Below are 13560 nucleotides of genomic sequence, written 5' to 3' on the forward strand. Positions count from 1 at the left end.
GGAGGTACCGGGCGGCGGGCGGGGTCACTCCCCGGAGAAGTCCTCCAGGCACAGGTCGAGCAGCGCCTCGACGCGCCGGGTGAGGTCCTCCCGGGCCTGGGCGCGCAGCGCCGTGGCGCCCTCGACCAGGCGGACCCGGGTGATGCCCAGCATCAGCGCGGTCACCAGGGAGGCGTTCGCGCGCGCTCCGGTGCCGCCGCCGAGGTAGGCCTCCAGCGGGTCGATCAGGGCGCTGGTGATGCGCCCCTGGTAGACCGCCTGGAGGTCGGGGTCGCCCGCCGAGTGGTCCAGGGCGCGCTGGAGGGCGCTGCTCTCGCCGTGCAGGCGGCTCACCACGTGCTCGGCCAGCCGCCGGGTGAGGGTGTCCCGGTCCCCCTCGATCAGGCCGGGGAAGACGCCGTCCTCGCGCAGGATCTCGGTGAGCAGACCGCGCTTGGCGCCGAAGTAGCGGTTGATCAGGGCGACGTTGACCCCGGCGTGCGCGGCGATCTTGCGCGAGGACACGGCGCCGTAGCCCTCCTCCGTGAAGAGCTCCCGGGCACTGGCCAGGATGCGCTCTCTGGTCGCCTCGCGGCCGCGGGCGGGCCCGGCACCGCTTCCGGTTCCGTCCGTACCGTCCATCTCCACACCCTTCGGCGGACCTGCTCTGACTGTGCGGATTCCAGGTTGACACCCCGGCTGCCGGTTCGCCTACCGAATCGTCCCCGGTGATATCGACTTGACAAGGTCAACACCGTTTACCTATACCTGGAGATGGACATTCCGCCCCCGGCAATACGCCGCGGGGCCTTTCGTGTGTCCGGGATGAGGGATCTCGTTGGAACAGGCAGTACGCAGTGCATCCGTCCCCCGTACCCCGGAACCGCCCGATCCCCACGCCCAGGTCCTCCCCTCCCCCAGGGTGGTCCGGCGCATCATGGTCGGCCTCGTCCTGGCGATGCTCACCTCGATGCTCACCAACTCCATCATCGGCACCGCGCTGCCGACGATCATGGGCGAACTCGGCGGGCAGGACCGGCTGGCGTGGGTGGCGACCGCCGCCCTGCTCACCATGACCGCCTCGACCCCCGTGTGGGGCAAGCTCTCCGATATCTGGGGCCGCAAGCTGCTGTTCCAGGTGTCCCTGGGCATCTTCATCGTCGCGTCGGTCGCGGCCGGGCTGGCCCAGGACATCAACTGGCTGATCGCCGCCCGCGCCCTCCAGGGCCTGGGCGTGGGCGGTCTGGCCACGCTGCCCAACATCATCCTGGGCGACGTGGTGGCCCCCCGCGAGCGCGGCCGCTACAGCGGCCTCATCGGCATGGTGTTCGGGGTGTCCACGGTGCTCGGGCCGCTGGTCGGCGGGTTCCTGGTGGACAGTCCGCTGGGGTGGCGCTGGTGCTTCCTGATCACGGTGCCGCTGGCGGTGTTCGCGTTCGTGGTCATCCAGTTCATGTTCACCATGCCGTTCACGCCCCGGCGCGACGCCCCGGTCGACTACACCGGCGCCGCCCTGATCTTCGGGGCGGCCAGCACCGCGATCGTGCTGCTCAGCCTGGGCGGCACCCAGATCGCCTGGACCTCGCCTCTCGCGATCGGCCTGGGCGCCGCCGCGGTGCTGCTGACGGCGGGCGCGGTGGTCGTGGAGCGGCGGGCGCGCGAGGCGATCATCCCGGCCCGGCTGTTCCGCGACCGGACGTTCGTGCTGTCCTCGGCGGCGTCGGTGTGCGTGGGCATGATGATGTTCGGCCTGATCATCTACATGCCGCAGTACCTCCAGATGGTCCACGGGATGAGCCCGACCGTGTCGGGGATGATGACGCTGCCGCTGGTGGCGGCGTTCCTGGTCACCTCGATCGGCTCCGGGTACGCCGTGAGCGGCAGCGGCCGCTGGAAGGCCTACCCGGTCGTCGGCATGGTGCTGTGCGTGGTCGGGTTCGTGCTGCTCTCCCTGGCGCACCTGGACCCGGGTCTGACCTCGGTGGTCGTCGGGCAGGCCCTGGTGGGACTGGGCTTCGGCCTGAACATGCAGCTCCTGCTGCTGGCCACGCAGAGTTCCCTGCCCACCGCCGACATGGCCGCGGGCACCGCCTCGGTGGTGTTCTTCCGCAACCTGGGCGGGGCCACGGGCGTGGCGGCGTTCGGCGCGGTGATGGTCGGGCGGCTCAACACCGAGCTGGCGGCCGCGGTGGCGGCGGCCCGGGAGCGGGCGGCGGCCGACGCCGCGGGCGGGACCGACTCGGGCGCCGCGGAGCTGGCGGAGCAGCTGGCCGGGGCGGGCCGGGCGGCCCAGGGTTCGCCGGAGCTGGTGCACGCGCTGCCGGGCCCGGTGCGCGACGTGATCGTGGGCGCGTTCGACCACGCGATGCAGGGGGTGTTCCTGGCGGGCGTGCCCATCGCCGTGCTGGGCCTGGTCGCGGTGGCGTTCATGCGGGGCGTGCCGCTGCGCGGCGGTCCCCCGGCCAGGGGCCGGTAGCGCCGCCGGGGCACCGCGGGCCCGGAACGGGCACCCGGGGCACGGGTCAGAGGTAGCGGCGGAAGCCCTCGGCGGAGTCGGAGAAGCCGAGGGCCCTGTAGAACTCGTGGGCCCCCCGCCTGCTCTCGTGGGACAGCAGCTCCACCTTGTAGCACCCGGCCCGGGAGGCGCGGTCCAGCGCGTCCTCCATCAGGGCCCGGCCGATGCCGCGGCGGCGCAGGTTCGGGTCGACGACGAGGTTGTCGGCCACGGCCCAGGGCTGGGCGTCGTGGGTGAGGTTGGCGACCACCAGCAGGTCGAGGGTGCCGATGATCTGGCCCCGCTGCTCGGCGACCAGGACGGTGCGGTCCGGGTCGTTCTCCATCCGGGTCCAGGCGCGCACGGCCGCGGAGGACATGCGGACGTGAGCGCTCTGCGTGTGGGTCGTATCGCCGAGTTCGCGGAGGAGACGCAGAATCGCACCGAGGTCGGACCGGATGGCCGCGCGGATAATCATGGCTTCCGGAATGGTAGCCGACCTCCCGCGACAAGGCGGACGTCGCCCTACAACCGGACATAAAACACCAGGGGTGGGGACCTCGGCCCCCACCCCGGAATCGTCGTGCGCGCGGCGCCGGCGCTACGGCTTGCGGATGACCCGCACGCCCTCGTCGCCCGACGGCGGCTGGCCGCCCTCCGGACGCCGGTAGATGCCGGTGATGCCCGGGTCGCCGCCGGGCTCGGCGGAGGCCGGGGCCTGCGGCCCGGTGCCCTGCGGAGCCTGCGGTCCCGTGCCCTGCGGAGCCTGCGGCCCGGTGCCCTGCGGGGCCTGCGGGCCGCCCTCGGGGGCGGGGCCGGTGAACCGCGCGCCCTGCGGGGGACGCGGGGCCTCGGCCTGCGGACCCTTGGGCTCCTGGCCCTGGGCCTGCGGCCGCGGGTTGGGCTTGATCCGCACCGTGGACTCGTCCGGGACCTCGGGAAGGGAGGTGATCCGGATGGTGGCCTCGTCCGGAGCCGGCTCCGGCTTGGGGGCCTCCGCGGGCTTGGCGGGCTGAGCGGGCTTGGCGGCCTCGGGCGCGGGCTTGGCCGGCTCCGGCTCGGCGGGAGCGGGCTTGGCCGCCTCCGGCTTGGGCTTGGGCGTGAAGACCTCGGTCCTGGCCTCGACCTGGGCCGCGGGCTCCGTCGCGACCGGGCCGGGCGCCTTGGCGGCCTCCGGCGCGGGCTTGGCGGGTGCGGACTTGGCCGCCTCCGGCTTGGCGGGCGCGGGCTTGGCCGGTGCCGGGGAGACGTTCTCCTCACGGGTCAGGCCGGTCTCCAGCGCCCCCGCCTTGTCCTCCGCCGCGACCAGGTCGGCCAGCGTGGAGTGCATGTCGCGCAGGCGGCGCAGCGCCTCGGAGTGCGTCGCGGTCAGCGTCGCGAGCCTGCGGTCGGCGGTGTCGTGGATCTTCTTGGCCCGCGCCTCGGCCTCGCCCAAGCGGCGCTCGCCCTCCTGGCGGGCCTGCTCGCGGAGCTGGTCCGACTCCTTCTTGGCGCCGGTGACCATCTCGTTGGCCTCCGAGCGCGCGGAGGAGATGATGCGCTCGGCGTGGTCCTCGGCGTCCTTGCGGAGCTTGGCGATCTCCTCCTGGGCCCGCTTCCGGGCCTCCTGCACCTCGGAGTCCACCTTGGCCCGGCGCTCGTTCGCCTCCTCCTCCGCGATGCGGAGGATCTCGGCCATGCGCTCGCTGATCTGCTCGTGCTCGGGCTTGGTCTGGGCCTTCTCACGGGCGACCGCCAGGTCGCGCTTGTACTGCTCCAGCTCGTCGTCCATCTGGTTGAGACGCTGGCGCAGACTCTGGTTGTCGTTGTTCAGACGAATGAAGCGCTCGTCGACCGACGCCTTGTCGTAACCGCCCTTGCGCACCGTCGGGAACATGTCCTGTTGCAGTCCGCTACCCGGCAACATATCGCTCATGTGCCTTTCATGTCCTAGTACACCGTCATCGGCTGCACGTCGCAGCTGGTGAGACTTGCCCCGTACCCCATTGTCCGGTGAACACCCGCAAGCCCGTGTAAAGCATGCTCCGTGGGCGAGTGTCCTTTTTCACCGCGACCTCGACCGCACGAGGGGAACGGCCGGGCGCGGAGCGTCACACTGTGGACGACCGAACGACCACGGTAGGCACACGCCGCGACACCCCGTCAAGGGTCCCGAGGGGGACATCGGCGTGCGGCCTACGATCACGTTCTTACTAAGGTATGCGCGATCATCCCCGCGCGGGGGCGGAGCGGTCAACTTCGCCGCCTTCCGCACCGCCGTGAGGGCCGGTGCACGCTCCACCGAAAGGAAGCACGACATGGGCAGTGGGACCGAAGGCCGCGAGGCGGCCCCCGGGCCGCGGATCGGGGAGGCCGGGTTCGGCACCCCGCGGATCCACCCCGACGCCTGGATCGCCCCGGGCGCGGTCGTGGTCGGCCGCGTCCGGCTGGGCGCGGACAGCAGTGTCTGGTACGGATCGGTCCTGCGCGCCGACACCGAGGACATCGTGGTGGGCGAGCGCGTGAACATCCAGGACCAGTGCGGCCTGCACTCCGACCCGGGCCAGCCGGTGGAGCTGCACGACGGCGTCAGCCTGGGCCACAAGGCGATGGTGCACGGCGCGATCGTCGAGGAGGGCTCGCTCATCGGCATCGGCGCGATCGTCATGGGCGGGGCCCGGGTGGGCAGGGGCGCCTTCGTCGCCGCCGGCGCGCTGGTGCCGCCGGGCAAGACCGTGCCGCCCGGCACCCTGTGGGCGGGTGTCCCCGGCAAGGTCGTCCGGGAGCTCGACGACGACGACCGGGCCGTGCTGGAGTACACCTCCGTCCACTACGCGCAGCTCGCCCGGGAGCACGCCGGGGTCACCTGGCGCTGAGCCCGGCCGGACACCGGAACGCGGAACGGGCCCGGGAACGCACGGCGTCGTGCGCTCCCGGGCCCGCTCCGCCCTCGGGGCGGGGCGACCCGTGTCGGGGTCGTGTCGGGGCCGTCGTCAGGACCGGCGCGGGTCCCAGCGGAAGAACCGGTGGGCCAGGAACGCGAACACCGCGATCCAGAAGAGCTGCACGCCGATGGCGGGCAGGGCGTTCACCCACAGCTCGGCGAAGCCGGCGTCGTGCAGCTCCTGGATGGAGCCGAAGGCGTCCGCGCCCAGGAAGCCGGAGCGCAGCATGTCCACGGCCGGGGCGATCGGGAGGAAGCGCAGGACGGTGGCCAGCGAGTCGGGCATGACGTCCAGGGGGATCATCACGCCGCCCAGGACCAGCATGCCGAGCATCGGCACCATGGAGACCATCTGCGCGGTCTCGCCGTTGCGGACCAGCGGGGAGATGAGGGTGCCCAGCAGCGCCATGGACACTGAGGACAGGAGCAGTGCCAGCGCCATCATCACCGGGTCGGCGGGGAGCCGGTCCGCCATCACCCCGACCAGGGCGAGGAAGACGGCGCCCACGACCAGGCAGAGCAGGGTGACCAGGGCGACCATCGAGGTGTGGACCGCCGCCGGGCGCACCCCGCTCACGCGCAGCCGCTTGAGGACCAGGGCCTCGCGGCGCATGGTCAGGACGTTGGCGGGGTGGACCAGGCCCAGGGTGGTCGCGATGGCGACCAGGGTGCCGGGCAGCAGGTAGTGGACGGACAGGACGCCGGGCACCAGCTCCGTGGGCTCCATCACCGCGAAGGGGAGCAGGAAGGCGCCGGGCAGGGCCAGGTACATCAGCGCGGTCTTGTACCGCAGGAAGAGCCGGAACTCGGTCCGGGCGAGGACGGAGACCTGCTGGAAGAGGCCGCTGGGGCGGCGGGCCTCCGGGGTCGCGGGGTCGGGGTCGGCGGGGGCCGGAGCGGCCTCGCGCGCCGTGTCCGGGATGAGGGTGTGCGTCATGGGGTGCTCCTGATTCCGTAGCGGGTTGGATCGGGGGTCTACTCGTCGCCCTCGTCGGCGATCCGGAGGAACACGTCCTCCAGGGTCACGCCGCGGACCTGGAGGTCGGCGAGCTCCAGGTCGTTGTCGCGCGCCCACTCGACCAGCGGGGCCAGCGCCCGGTAGGCGCGGTGCGGGCCGGCCTCGCCGCGCACGGTGTAGGAGACGTGCAGGTGCCCGTCCCGGGTCTCCAGGCCGGGCCGCTCGCCGGACAGGGTCGGCAGGTCGCCGCTGCGCACGCCCGCGGGGACCCGGAACCCGATGTGGTCGCCGTACTCGGCGAGGACGGACCCGATGGTGCCCTCCACCCGGATCTCGCCGCGGTGCATGATGGCGAGCCGGTCGGCGAGCTGCTCGACCTCGTCCAGGTAGTGGGTGGTGAGCAGGATCGCGGTGCCCTGCTCCTTGAGGTCGGAGATGATCTTCCAGGTGTCCCGGCGGCCCTCGGGGTCCATGCCGGTGGTGGGCTCGTCGAGGTAGAGCACCTCGGGCCGGGTGACCAGTGCGGAGGCCAGGTCCAGGCGGCGCTTCTCGCCGCCGGAGAGCTGGCGGACCATGGTGTCGGCCTTGTGCGCCATGCCGACCGTCTCCAGGAGCTCGGCGGCGTCGCGCGGGCGGGAGGCCAGGCCGACCGTGAAGTCCAGCGTCTCGCGGACCGTGAGGTCGTCGAAGAGCCCGCTGCCCTGGAGCACGGCGTTGGCGCGCTCGCGGATCTGGGAGGGCTGGCCGTAGGGGTCCACGCCGAACACCCGGACGGTGCCCGCGCTGGGACGGCGGAAGCCCTCCAGCGTCTCGATGGTGGTGGTCTTGCCGGCGCCGTTGGTGCCCAGCAGGCCGAACAGCTCGCCGGGGCGGATCTCGAAGGAGATCCCCTTGACGGCCTCGAAGTCGCCGTAGCGCTGGCGCAGGTCCCGCACCTCGACGACGGGGCCGGCGGTTCGGCGGTCGGTTTCCTTGTTCTTTTTCGCGGTTTGTGCCATGCCCCCTTTTCTACCTCGATGGAACGGCACGATCAATATCATTCACCGCACCCGTACGCGAAGCACGGAATATTTTTTCGCGCACTCCCCGAACGGCCTGGAAACCGGTTGGACCAAAGACCAGGACCCGGCCAATCCTTCGACCAGAAGCCCTCTGATCTGCGACGATCACACCATAGCAAACCTCCGCGCAAAACGGGTCAAACCCACCCGAGAATTCCTCGACCTTGGATTGGAACAGGAATGGAAAGACGGGCAGCGCATTCACCGGGGCGCGGGTCCAGGATGGTGACAACGAAAGAGCGGGACACACCGAAGGCGAACGGGAAAGGACAGGGCGGAGCCGCCCGGAGAGCCATGCAGACGGCGAATATTTACGGGGACTCCCTGGCGGGGGTCTACGACATGATCTACCCGGCGAGCCCCCTGGCCGACCAGGCCGCGGAGTTCATCGCGGGCCTGGCCCCGGGCGGCAGCGTCCTGGAGCTGGGCGTGGGCACCGGCCGCGTCGCCCTGCCGATGGCGGCCCGGGGCCTGCGGGTCACCGGGATCGACGCCTCCGAGGAGATGCTCCGCAAGCTGCGGGAGAACGACCCCGAGGGCCGGATCACCGCCGTGGCCGGCGACTTCTCCGAGGAGCTGCCCGAGGGCTCCTTCGACGTCACGGTCAACCCGCTCAACACGCTCTGCATGGTCAGCGACGCGGAGAAGCAGCTGGCCACCCTGCGCCTGATGCGCTCGCGCACCGCCGACGACGGTGTGGTGGTCCTGGAGACCTACAACCCGCTCATCTACCACGGGCTGGACGAGGGCACCAAGACCGAGGCCCAGCACCTCCAGGACGGCACGGTCGGCCTCTACACGACCTACGTCGACCGGATGGCGCAGCTCGCGGTCATCGTCCGCACCTTCGTCGGAGACGAGAACTCCCGCCTGGTCGAGCTGAGCCGCTACGTCTGGCCCTCGGAGCTGGACCTCATGGCCCGCCTGGCCGGCCTGCGACTGCGCGAGCGGTACGCGGGCTGGAACCGGGAGCCCCTCACCCACCACAGCCAGTCCTTCGTGTCCGTCTACGAGGTGAACCCCGATGGCGAGTAAGCCCACCACCTTCGACCCCATCCCCCTGGAGGACGTCCCCGAGGTCACCGCCCTGCTGGAGCGGAACGGCTTCGGCGGGTTCGTCGAAGACACCCTGACCTCCTACCTGGGCCGCAACGACATCTGGGCCGGCGAGACCGAATCCGGCCGGGGGGTGTTCGTCAAGCGCCTCAACGGACCGGCCGAGGACGTCCGCGCCCGCCTGGAGCGCATCGCCCTGGTCGACGGCCTCACCGCCGACAGCCCCGACCTGGTCGGCCCCCGCGTCCACGCCGTGGACACCGAGCACGGCCTGGCCGCCTTCGAGCTGCTGGAGGACGTGGTCAACGGCGCCGACCTGGCCCGGGACGACCTCTTCACCGAGGAGATGTCCGAGCAGGCCGGACGCGCCCTGGCCGCCCTCCACTCCCTGGAGGTGCCCGAGGAGCTGAGCGCCGGCGCCCGCCCCGCCGACCCGCCGCGCACCCTGGACTCGATCGACCTGGAGACCTACGCGGCGGCCAGCGCCGGCGAACTGGACCTGTGGCGGCTGCTGCACGACGACGGGGAGGTGGCCTCCGCCCTGGCGGTGCCCCCCGGCGGCGCCGGACGGCACCGCACCGGGCTCGTCCACGGCGACCTGCGGCTGGACCAGTTCCTCAGCGACGGCGACGTCCTGTACCTCACCGACTGGGAGGAGATCCGCCCCGGCGACCCGGCCTCCGACATCGGCGCGTTCGCCGGCGAGTGGCTGCACCGCGGCGTCATGGCGATGACCTCCTCCCCCGAGGACCCGATCTCGGGCGGCGCCCGCCGCTTCGAGCTGCTGCGCAGCAACATCGAGGCGTTCTGGGCCGCCTACCTGGAGGCCCGGCCCGAGGCCCGCGGCGACATCGACCTGGCGGTCAGGGCCACGGCCTACGTCGGCCACCACCTGTTCAACCGGGTGCTGGCCGCGGCCCAGCACGCCGCCTACCTGACCCCCCTGAACAAGGCCGCCGCGGGTGTGGGGCGACGCGCCCTGCTGAACCCGCAGGGCTACGCCCCCGCGATCGGATTCGGAGAACGAGTGTGAGTGCGACGACCACCGCGCCCCCGCTGGCGGAACCGCTGCGGCGGGCCCTGGACGAGATCGACTTCGCCCCCGACGGCAAGGAGGGGGAGGTCCGCGGGCACCGGTTCGAGGGGACCGACGCCAAGCACCTGACCGCCTCCCTGGCCAACGCCCTCTACCTGGCCCTGCACACCGGCCGGCCGCCCCGCGCCGCCAAGCGCAACCCGGCCGTCAGCGACCCCCGCATGGTCGAGGCCCTGCGGGAACGGGTCCCCCACGACACGAGCGTCATGGAGGTCCCCGGCACCGCCGCCGACGGCGGCGCACAGGACGAGGTCGTGGTCCGCCTGGGCGGTGTCCGGGTCCGGGTGCCGCGCGCCGGGGTCGAGGAGGCCCCGGGCGGGTCCCGCATCCGCATCCCGTCGGTGCTGCCGCGGCGCTCCCCCGGCTTCCTGATGGTCCACGGCTCCCGCGGGCACTCCCTGGACGGCGGGGACATCCTCCGCCTGTACCTGAGCGTCCCCGACCACCTCGGCGCCCCCGGCGTCTGGGGCCGAGCGCTCACCCTGCTGGAGGAGGCGGGCGTCCGCTACCAGGCCAAGGCCCTGTCCACCCGGTCGTCCTACCCGCGCAACGACGCGATCGTCGTCTACCTCGGCAGCTCCTCCTGGCCGGCGGTCCCCGCCCTGGTGGAGGGGTTGCGCGGCACCGAGGGCCTGGGCACCGGAGCCTCCCTCTACACCGCGCCCCTGGCGCCCGGCGTCGCCTGGGCCTGGGAGCCGGACGACGGGCAGCTGCGCGACCGGACCCTCAGCTTCGGCCAGCACCGCTCACGGCTGATCGCCGAGGGCCTGGTCCGGGCGGTCCGCGAGGGCACCGACCGCGCCGCGGAGGCGGCCCGCTCCCTGGAGGAGGGCGGGGTGCCGGCCGGAGCCCTGCACCGCGGGCACGGTTCGCCCGACATCGGCCTCTGACGGCCGCACGAACTTCCGGGGCCGGGCCACCGCGCCCCGGGACACCAGAGGAAAACACCCAACGAAAGGACACCGCATGAGCGAGAAGACGCTGTTCGAGGGCGCCGACGACTACACCACCCCGGCCGAGATCGTCGAGGAGAACGACGTCGAGAACCCCGAGGCGTCCCCCGCCTCGATCGCGTCCGCCATCGGCAGCTTCAACGCGAGCCTCGCGCTCACCAACACCTTCGGCTGCTGACGAACCCCTTCGGGAGGCGAGGGCCGTGACCACCGGTTCCGAGTCCACCCCACCCACGTCGGGAAACGGGGGCGTCGCCGACGCCCCCTCCATCCCCGACTTCCTGGCGGGCTTCACCGTCGGTGAAGCCCCGCCGGTAACCCCCCGCCGGCACGGACCGGACAACGAAGAGCACACGGAAGAGAAGGAACGGACATGACCGAGAAGAACCTGTTCGAGGGCGCCGACGACTACACCACCCCGGCCGAGATCGCCGAGGAGACCGACGTCGAGAACCCCGAGATCACCCCCACCATCTCGTTCGTCTCCGGCGCCGCGGCCAGCGCGGCCGCCACCAAGGCCATCGGCTGCTGAACCGCCGACCCGAAAGGACACGGACATGACCGAGAAGAACCTGTTCGAGGGCGCCGACGACTACACCACCCCGGCGGAGATCGCCGAGGAGCACGAGGTCGAGAACCCCGAGATCACCCCCACCGTCACCATCTCGTTCGTCTCCGGCGCCGCGGCCAGCGCCGGGGCCACCAAGGCCCTGGGCTGCTGAGCCACCGTCTCGGAAGGACACGGCCATGAGCACCGAATCCCTGATGGGCGGGGCGGACGACTACACCACCCCGGCCGAGATCGCCGGCTCCGCCGAGAGCGAGGTGCCCGAGGTGTCGCTCATCCCGATCACCACGCTCCCCGCCACGACGCTGCCGACCACCGGGCCGGCGACGACCGTGATCACCACTCTGCGCGTCGGCTGCTGACACCCCTGCGGCAGGAAGGAAGGAACGGCATGAGCACCGAATCCCTGATGGGCGGCGCGGACGACTACACCACCCCGGCCGAGATCGCCGACTCCGCCGAGTCGGAGTCCCCGGAGGCGACGCTCGCACCGACCCCCACGCTCCCGACCACCCTCCAGCCGGTCACCAGCGTCACCGTGACCACCACCCTCCGGGTCGGCTGCTGACCGCGGTCCGCACCGATCCGTTCCACCAGGAAACACAACACACGAAAGAAGGAATGACATGACCGAGCAGAACCTCTTCGAAGGCGCCGACGACTACACCACCCCGGCCGAGATCGCCGACTCCGCCGAGTCGGAGAACCCCGAGGTCACCCCGACCGTGGTCGTCTCCATCGCGGTCAGCGCCAGCGCCGCCTCCGGTGCCTCCGTCAGCGGCACCAAGTACTGGGGCTGCTGATCACCTGATCACCCCCTGAAGGAATGAACCGCCCGGGGCCGCCGAGCCGAGCGCATCGGCGGCCCCGCGGTCATCTCCCGACGAGAGAGAGGAAGACACGTCGATGTCCCCACTGGTCAGGGCCGCCGGTCTGCGGATGGCCTATGGAGCGCGCGAGGTCCTGCGCGGCGTGGACCTCGACGTCCACCGGGGCGAGGTGCTCGCCCTGCTGGGCCCCAACGGGGCCGGCAAGAGCACCACCATGGAGATCCTGGAGGGCCTGCGACGGCGGACCTCCGGAACGGTCGAGGTGCTGGGCCGCGACCCCGGCGACGCGGACGACGCCTGGCGCGGACGCATCGGCGTCGTGCTCCAGTCCTGGCGCGACCACGCCGACTGGCCGGTGGACGCCCTGCTCCGGCACGTCGCCCTCTACCACGACGACCCGGCCGACCCGGCGGAGCTCACCGCGCGGTTCGGCCTCACCGACTTCTCGGACCGGCGGGTGCGCGAGCTGTCCGGCGGGCAGCGCCGCCGTATGGACCTGGCCCTGGCCGTGGCCGGCCGCCCCGAGGCGCTGTTCCTGGACGAGCCCACCGTCGGCCTGGACCCCCGGTCGCGCCGCGCCTTCCACGACGCGGTCCGCTCGATCGCCGCCGAGGGCGTCGCCGTCCTGGCGACCACCCACGACATGGCCGAGGCCGAGCGCATCGCCGACCGGATCGCCGTCCTGGTCGCCGGGCGGATCACGTTCGACGGCCCCGGCGAGGAGCTCGCCGCCGAACACGGCACCGGCTCCCTGGAGGACGCCTACCTGGCCCACCTGGACTCCCGAGAGGGGATCGCACCGTGAACCGCCGCGCCCTGCGGGCGGGGGCGGACCGGTTCCGCACCGGCGCCCGCCTCGCCCTCGCCTCCCCCGACCGCCTGCTGCTGGACTTCCAGCTGCTCTTCGTCCTGGTCTACGGGACGACCTGCATGGTGGCCGCCCCCCGCGAGGACTCCGACTTCTTCATCACCTCCCCGTCGAGCCTGGCCATGACCTTCCTGATGCTGGTCATGGTGCAGTCGGGGACCTTCGCCGTCGCCCAGGCGGTCCTGGCGGCGCGGGCCGACGGCACCCTGCTGCGGCTGCGGCTGCTGCCCGGCGGGCTCCAGGCCTACGTCGTGGAGAAGTGCCTGCACGTCCTGGCGGTGAGCGCCGTGTCGATCGGCGCCCTGCTGGGCCTGGCGTTCACCGTCGGGGGCCTGTCCGCGGGCGGCCCGGCCGCCCTGCCCGGCGCCCTCGGCTCCCTCGTCCTGGGCCTGCTGTTCTTCGTGGCCCTGGGCCTGCTCCTGGGCGCGGTCCTGCCCGCCGGGGGCGACCTGCTCTCCTACTCGGCGCTGGCCGTGTACGTCCCGGCCGCGCTGGCGGGCACCGGGGCGGCCGCGTTCTTCCCCGAACCGCTGCGGGCCGCCGTGCGGGTCCTGCCGTTCGAGTGGATCGCCAACGGCGTCGACGCCGGGCTGACCGGCGGCACGCCCCTCGGGTTCGGCGGCGCCGACACCTGGAACCCGCTCGCCGCGGCCGCCGTGACGGCCGTCTGGACGGCCCTGCTGCTCGCCGCCGCCGTCCCCCTGCTGCGCCGGATGACCCGACGCGCCTCGGGCTCGGCCCCGGACCGGACCCGGACCTGACCCCACCCCCGCG

Annotated in this window: 18 protein-coding genes; 13 read left to right on the forward strand and 5 right to left on the reverse strand. The window is 72.6% G+C overall.

Going from position 1 to position 13560, the window contains the following annotated elements; genetic code table 11:
• Positions 1 to 24 precede the first annotated feature (24 nt).
• Complete coding sequence (locus ABZ249_RS05085) at positions 25 to 621, reverse strand: TetR family transcriptional regulator (RefSeq protein WP_355257473.1); 597 nt, start codon at positions 619 to 621, stop codon at positions 25 to 27.
• A 280-nt stretch (positions 622 to 901) separates the two neighbouring features.
• Here ABZ249_RS05085 and ABZ249_RS05090 point away from each other — a divergent pair, with 280 nt between their 5' ends.
• Positions 902 to 2455 (forward strand): MDR family MFS transporter, encoded by a 1554-nt coding sequence (locus ABZ249_RS05090; RefSeq protein WP_355257476.1) that lies wholly within the window; start codon positions 902 to 904, stop codon positions 2453 to 2455.
• A 46-nt stretch (positions 2456 to 2501) separates the two neighbouring features.
• Here ABZ249_RS05090 and ABZ249_RS05095 read toward each other — a convergent pair whose 3' ends face one another.
• Positions 2502 to 2951, reverse strand: coding sequence for a GNAT family N-acetyltransferase (locus tag ABZ249_RS05095; RefSeq protein WP_220564410.1), 450 nt, complete (start codon positions 2949 to 2951; stop codon positions 2502 to 2504).
• Positions 2952 to 3074: 123 nt separating this feature from the next.
• Entirely contained in the window at positions 3075 to 4379 is a 1305-nt protein-coding gene (locus tag ABZ249_RS05100) for a cell division protein DivIVA (protein ID WP_355257936.1), read from the reverse strand.
• A gap of 391 nt (positions 4380 to 4770) precedes the next feature.
• Here ABZ249_RS05100 and ABZ249_RS05105 point away from each other — a divergent pair, with 391 nt between their 5' ends.
• Positions 4771 to 5328, forward strand: coding sequence for a gamma carbonic anhydrase family protein (locus ABZ249_RS05105; RefSeq protein ID WP_355257479.1), 558 nt, complete (start codon positions 4771 to 4773; stop codon positions 5326 to 5328).
• A 117-nt stretch (positions 5329 to 5445) separates the two neighbouring features.
• On the opposite strand, the gene ABZ249_RS05110 is transcribed toward ABZ249_RS05105, so the two are convergent.
• Positions 5446 to 6333 carry an ABC transporter permease gene (locus tag ABZ249_RS05110; RefSeq protein WP_355257482.1) on the reverse strand — a complete coding sequence of 296 codons (888 nt, stop codon included), beginning with the start codon at positions 6331 to 6333 and terminating at the stop codon, positions 5446 to 5448.
• Between the two features lie 38 nt (positions 6334 to 6371).
• A complete protein-coding gene (locus ABZ249_RS05115) occupies positions 6372 to 7352 on the reverse strand; it encodes an ABC transporter ATP-binding protein (protein WP_355257485.1) in 981 nt (326 codons plus the stop codon).
• Positions 7353 to 7709: 357 nt separating this feature from the next.
• Here ABZ249_RS05115 and ABZ249_RS05120 point away from each other — a divergent pair, with 357 nt between their 5' ends.
• The 11 genes from ABZ249_RS05120 (at position 7710) to ABZ249_RS05170 (ending at position 13547) form a co-directional block, all read left to right on the forward strand.
• Positions 7710 to 8450 (forward strand): class I SAM-dependent methyltransferase, encoded by a 741-nt coding sequence (locus ABZ249_RS05120; RefSeq protein WP_220564406.1) that lies wholly within the window; start codon positions 7710 to 7712, stop codon positions 8448 to 8450.
• Complete coding sequence (gene lxmK, locus ABZ249_RS05125; RefSeq protein ID WP_220564405.1) at positions 8440 to 9504, forward strand: class V lanthionine synthetase subunit LxmK; 1065 nt, start codon at positions 8440 to 8442, stop codon at positions 9502 to 9504. The genes ABZ249_RS05120 and lxmK overlap by 11 nt, the downstream gene beginning before the upstream one ends.
• Positions 9501 to 10457, forward strand: a complete 957-nt coding sequence (locus tag ABZ249_RS05130; protein ID WP_355257489.1) for a T3SS effector HopA1 family protein — start codon at positions 9501 to 9503, stop codon at positions 10455 to 10457. Before lxmK ends, ABZ249_RS05130 begins: the two co-directional genes overlap by 4 nt.
• Positions 10458 to 10533: 76 nt before the next feature.
• The gene (locus tag ABZ249_RS05135; RefSeq protein ID WP_220564403.1) at positions 10534 to 10698 is read left to right on the forward strand and encodes an LxmA leader domain family RiPP; all 165 of its coding nucleotides are present in this window, start codon (positions 10534 to 10536) and stop codon (positions 10696 to 10698) included.
• Positions 10699 to 10893: 195 nt separating this feature from the next.
• A complete protein-coding gene (locus ABZ249_RS05140) occupies positions 10894 to 11052 on the forward strand; it encodes an LxmA leader domain family RiPP (RefSeq protein WP_220564402.1) in 159 nt (52 codons plus the stop codon).
• A gap of 25 nt (positions 11053 to 11077) precedes the next feature.
• Positions 11078 to 11242 (forward strand): LxmA leader domain family RiPP, encoded by a 165-nt coding sequence (locus tag ABZ249_RS05145; protein ID WP_220564401.1) that lies wholly within the window; start codon positions 11078 to 11080, stop codon positions 11240 to 11242.
• A gap of 25 nt (positions 11243 to 11267) precedes the next feature.
• Positions 11268 to 11450, forward strand: coding sequence for an LxmA leader domain family RiPP (locus ABZ249_RS05150; RefSeq protein WP_220564400.1), 183 nt, complete (start codon positions 11268 to 11270; stop codon positions 11448 to 11450).
• Between the two features lie 29 nt (positions 11451 to 11479).
• Complete coding sequence (locus ABZ249_RS05155) at positions 11480 to 11656, forward strand: LxmA leader domain family RiPP (protein WP_220564399.1); 177 nt, start codon at positions 11480 to 11482, stop codon at positions 11654 to 11656.
• 58 nt (positions 11657 to 11714) lie between these two features.
• Positions 11715 to 11891, forward strand: coding sequence for an LxmA leader domain family RiPP (locus tag ABZ249_RS05160; protein ID WP_220564398.1), 177 nt, complete (start codon positions 11715 to 11717; stop codon positions 11889 to 11891).
• Between the two features lie 103 nt (positions 11892 to 11994).
• Entirely contained in the window at positions 11995 to 12723 is a 729-nt protein-coding gene (locus ABZ249_RS05165) for an ABC transporter ATP-binding protein (RefSeq protein WP_355257496.1), read from the forward strand.
• Positions 12720 to 13547, forward strand: coding sequence for an ABC transporter permease (locus ABZ249_RS05170; protein WP_355257499.1), 828 nt, complete (start codon positions 12720 to 12722; stop codon positions 13545 to 13547). The genes ABZ249_RS05165 and ABZ249_RS05170 overlap by 4 nt, the downstream gene beginning before the upstream one ends.
• Positions 13548 to 13560: the final 13 nt, after the last annotated feature.

The sequence above is a fragment of the Nocardiopsis sp. NPDC006139 genome (assembly GCF_040614155.1).
Taxonomy (GTDB): Bacteria; Actinomycetota; Actinomycetes; order Streptosporangiales; family Streptosporangiaceae; genus Nocardiopsis; species Nocardiopsis changdeensis.

What these genes read in the sequence shown, in the direction of transcription:
- ABZ249_RS05085 (WP_355257473.1), bottom strand. Translation starts at nt 621, where the DNA reads ATGGACGGTACGGACGGAACCGGAAGCGGTGCCGGGCCCGCCCGCGGC.
- ABZ249_RS05095 (WP_220564410.1), bottom strand. Translation starts at nt 2,951, where the DNA reads ATGATTATCCGCGCGGCCATCCGGTCCGACCTCGGTGCGATTCTGCGT.
- ABZ249_RS05100 (WP_355257936.1), bottom strand. Translation starts at nt 4,379, where the DNA reads ATGTTGCCGGGTAGCGGACTGCAACAGGACATGTTCCCGACGGTGCGC.
- ABZ249_RS05105 (WP_355257479.1), top strand. Translation starts at nt 4,771, where the DNA reads ATGGGCAGTGGGACCGAAGGCCGCGAGGCGGCCCCCGGGCCGCGGATC.
- ABZ249_RS05110 (WP_355257482.1), bottom strand. Translation starts at nt 6,333, where the DNA reads ATGACGCACACCCTCATCCCGGACACGGCGCGCGAGGCCGCTCCGGCC.
- ABZ249_RS05115 (WP_355257485.1), bottom strand. Translation starts at nt 7,352, where the DNA reads ATGGCACAAACCGCGAAAAAGAACAAGGAAACCGACCGCCGAACCGCC.
- ABZ249_RS05120 (WP_220564406.1), top strand. Translation starts at nt 7,710, where the DNA reads ATGCAGACGGCGAATATTTACGGGGACTCCCTGGCGGGGGTCTACGAC.
- lxmK (WP_220564405.1), top strand. Translation starts at nt 8,440, where the DNA reads ATGGCGAGTAAGCCCACCACCTTCGACCCCATCCCCCTGGAGGACGTC.
- ABZ249_RS05135 (WP_220564403.1), top strand. Translation starts at nt 10,534, where the DNA reads ATGAGCGAGAAGACGCTGTTCGAGGGCGCCGACGACTACACCACCCCG.
- ABZ249_RS05140 (WP_220564402.1), top strand. Translation starts at nt 10,894, where the DNA reads ATGACCGAGAAGAACCTGTTCGAGGGCGCCGACGACTACACCACCCCG.
- ABZ249_RS05145 (WP_220564401.1), top strand. Translation starts at nt 11,078, where the DNA reads ATGACCGAGAAGAACCTGTTCGAGGGCGCCGACGACTACACCACCCCG.
- ABZ249_RS05150 (WP_220564400.1), top strand. Translation starts at nt 11,268, where the DNA reads ATGAGCACCGAATCCCTGATGGGCGGGGCGGACGACTACACCACCCCG.
- ABZ249_RS05155 (WP_220564399.1), top strand. Translation starts at nt 11,480, where the DNA reads ATGAGCACCGAATCCCTGATGGGCGGCGCGGACGACTACACCACCCCG.
- ABZ249_RS05160 (WP_220564398.1), top strand. Translation starts at nt 11,715, where the DNA reads ATGACCGAGCAGAACCTCTTCGAAGGCGCCGACGACTACACCACCCCG.
- ABZ249_RS05165 (WP_355257496.1), top strand. Translation starts at nt 11,995, where the DNA reads ATGTCCCCACTGGTCAGGGCCGCCGGTCTGCGGATGGCCTATGGAGCG.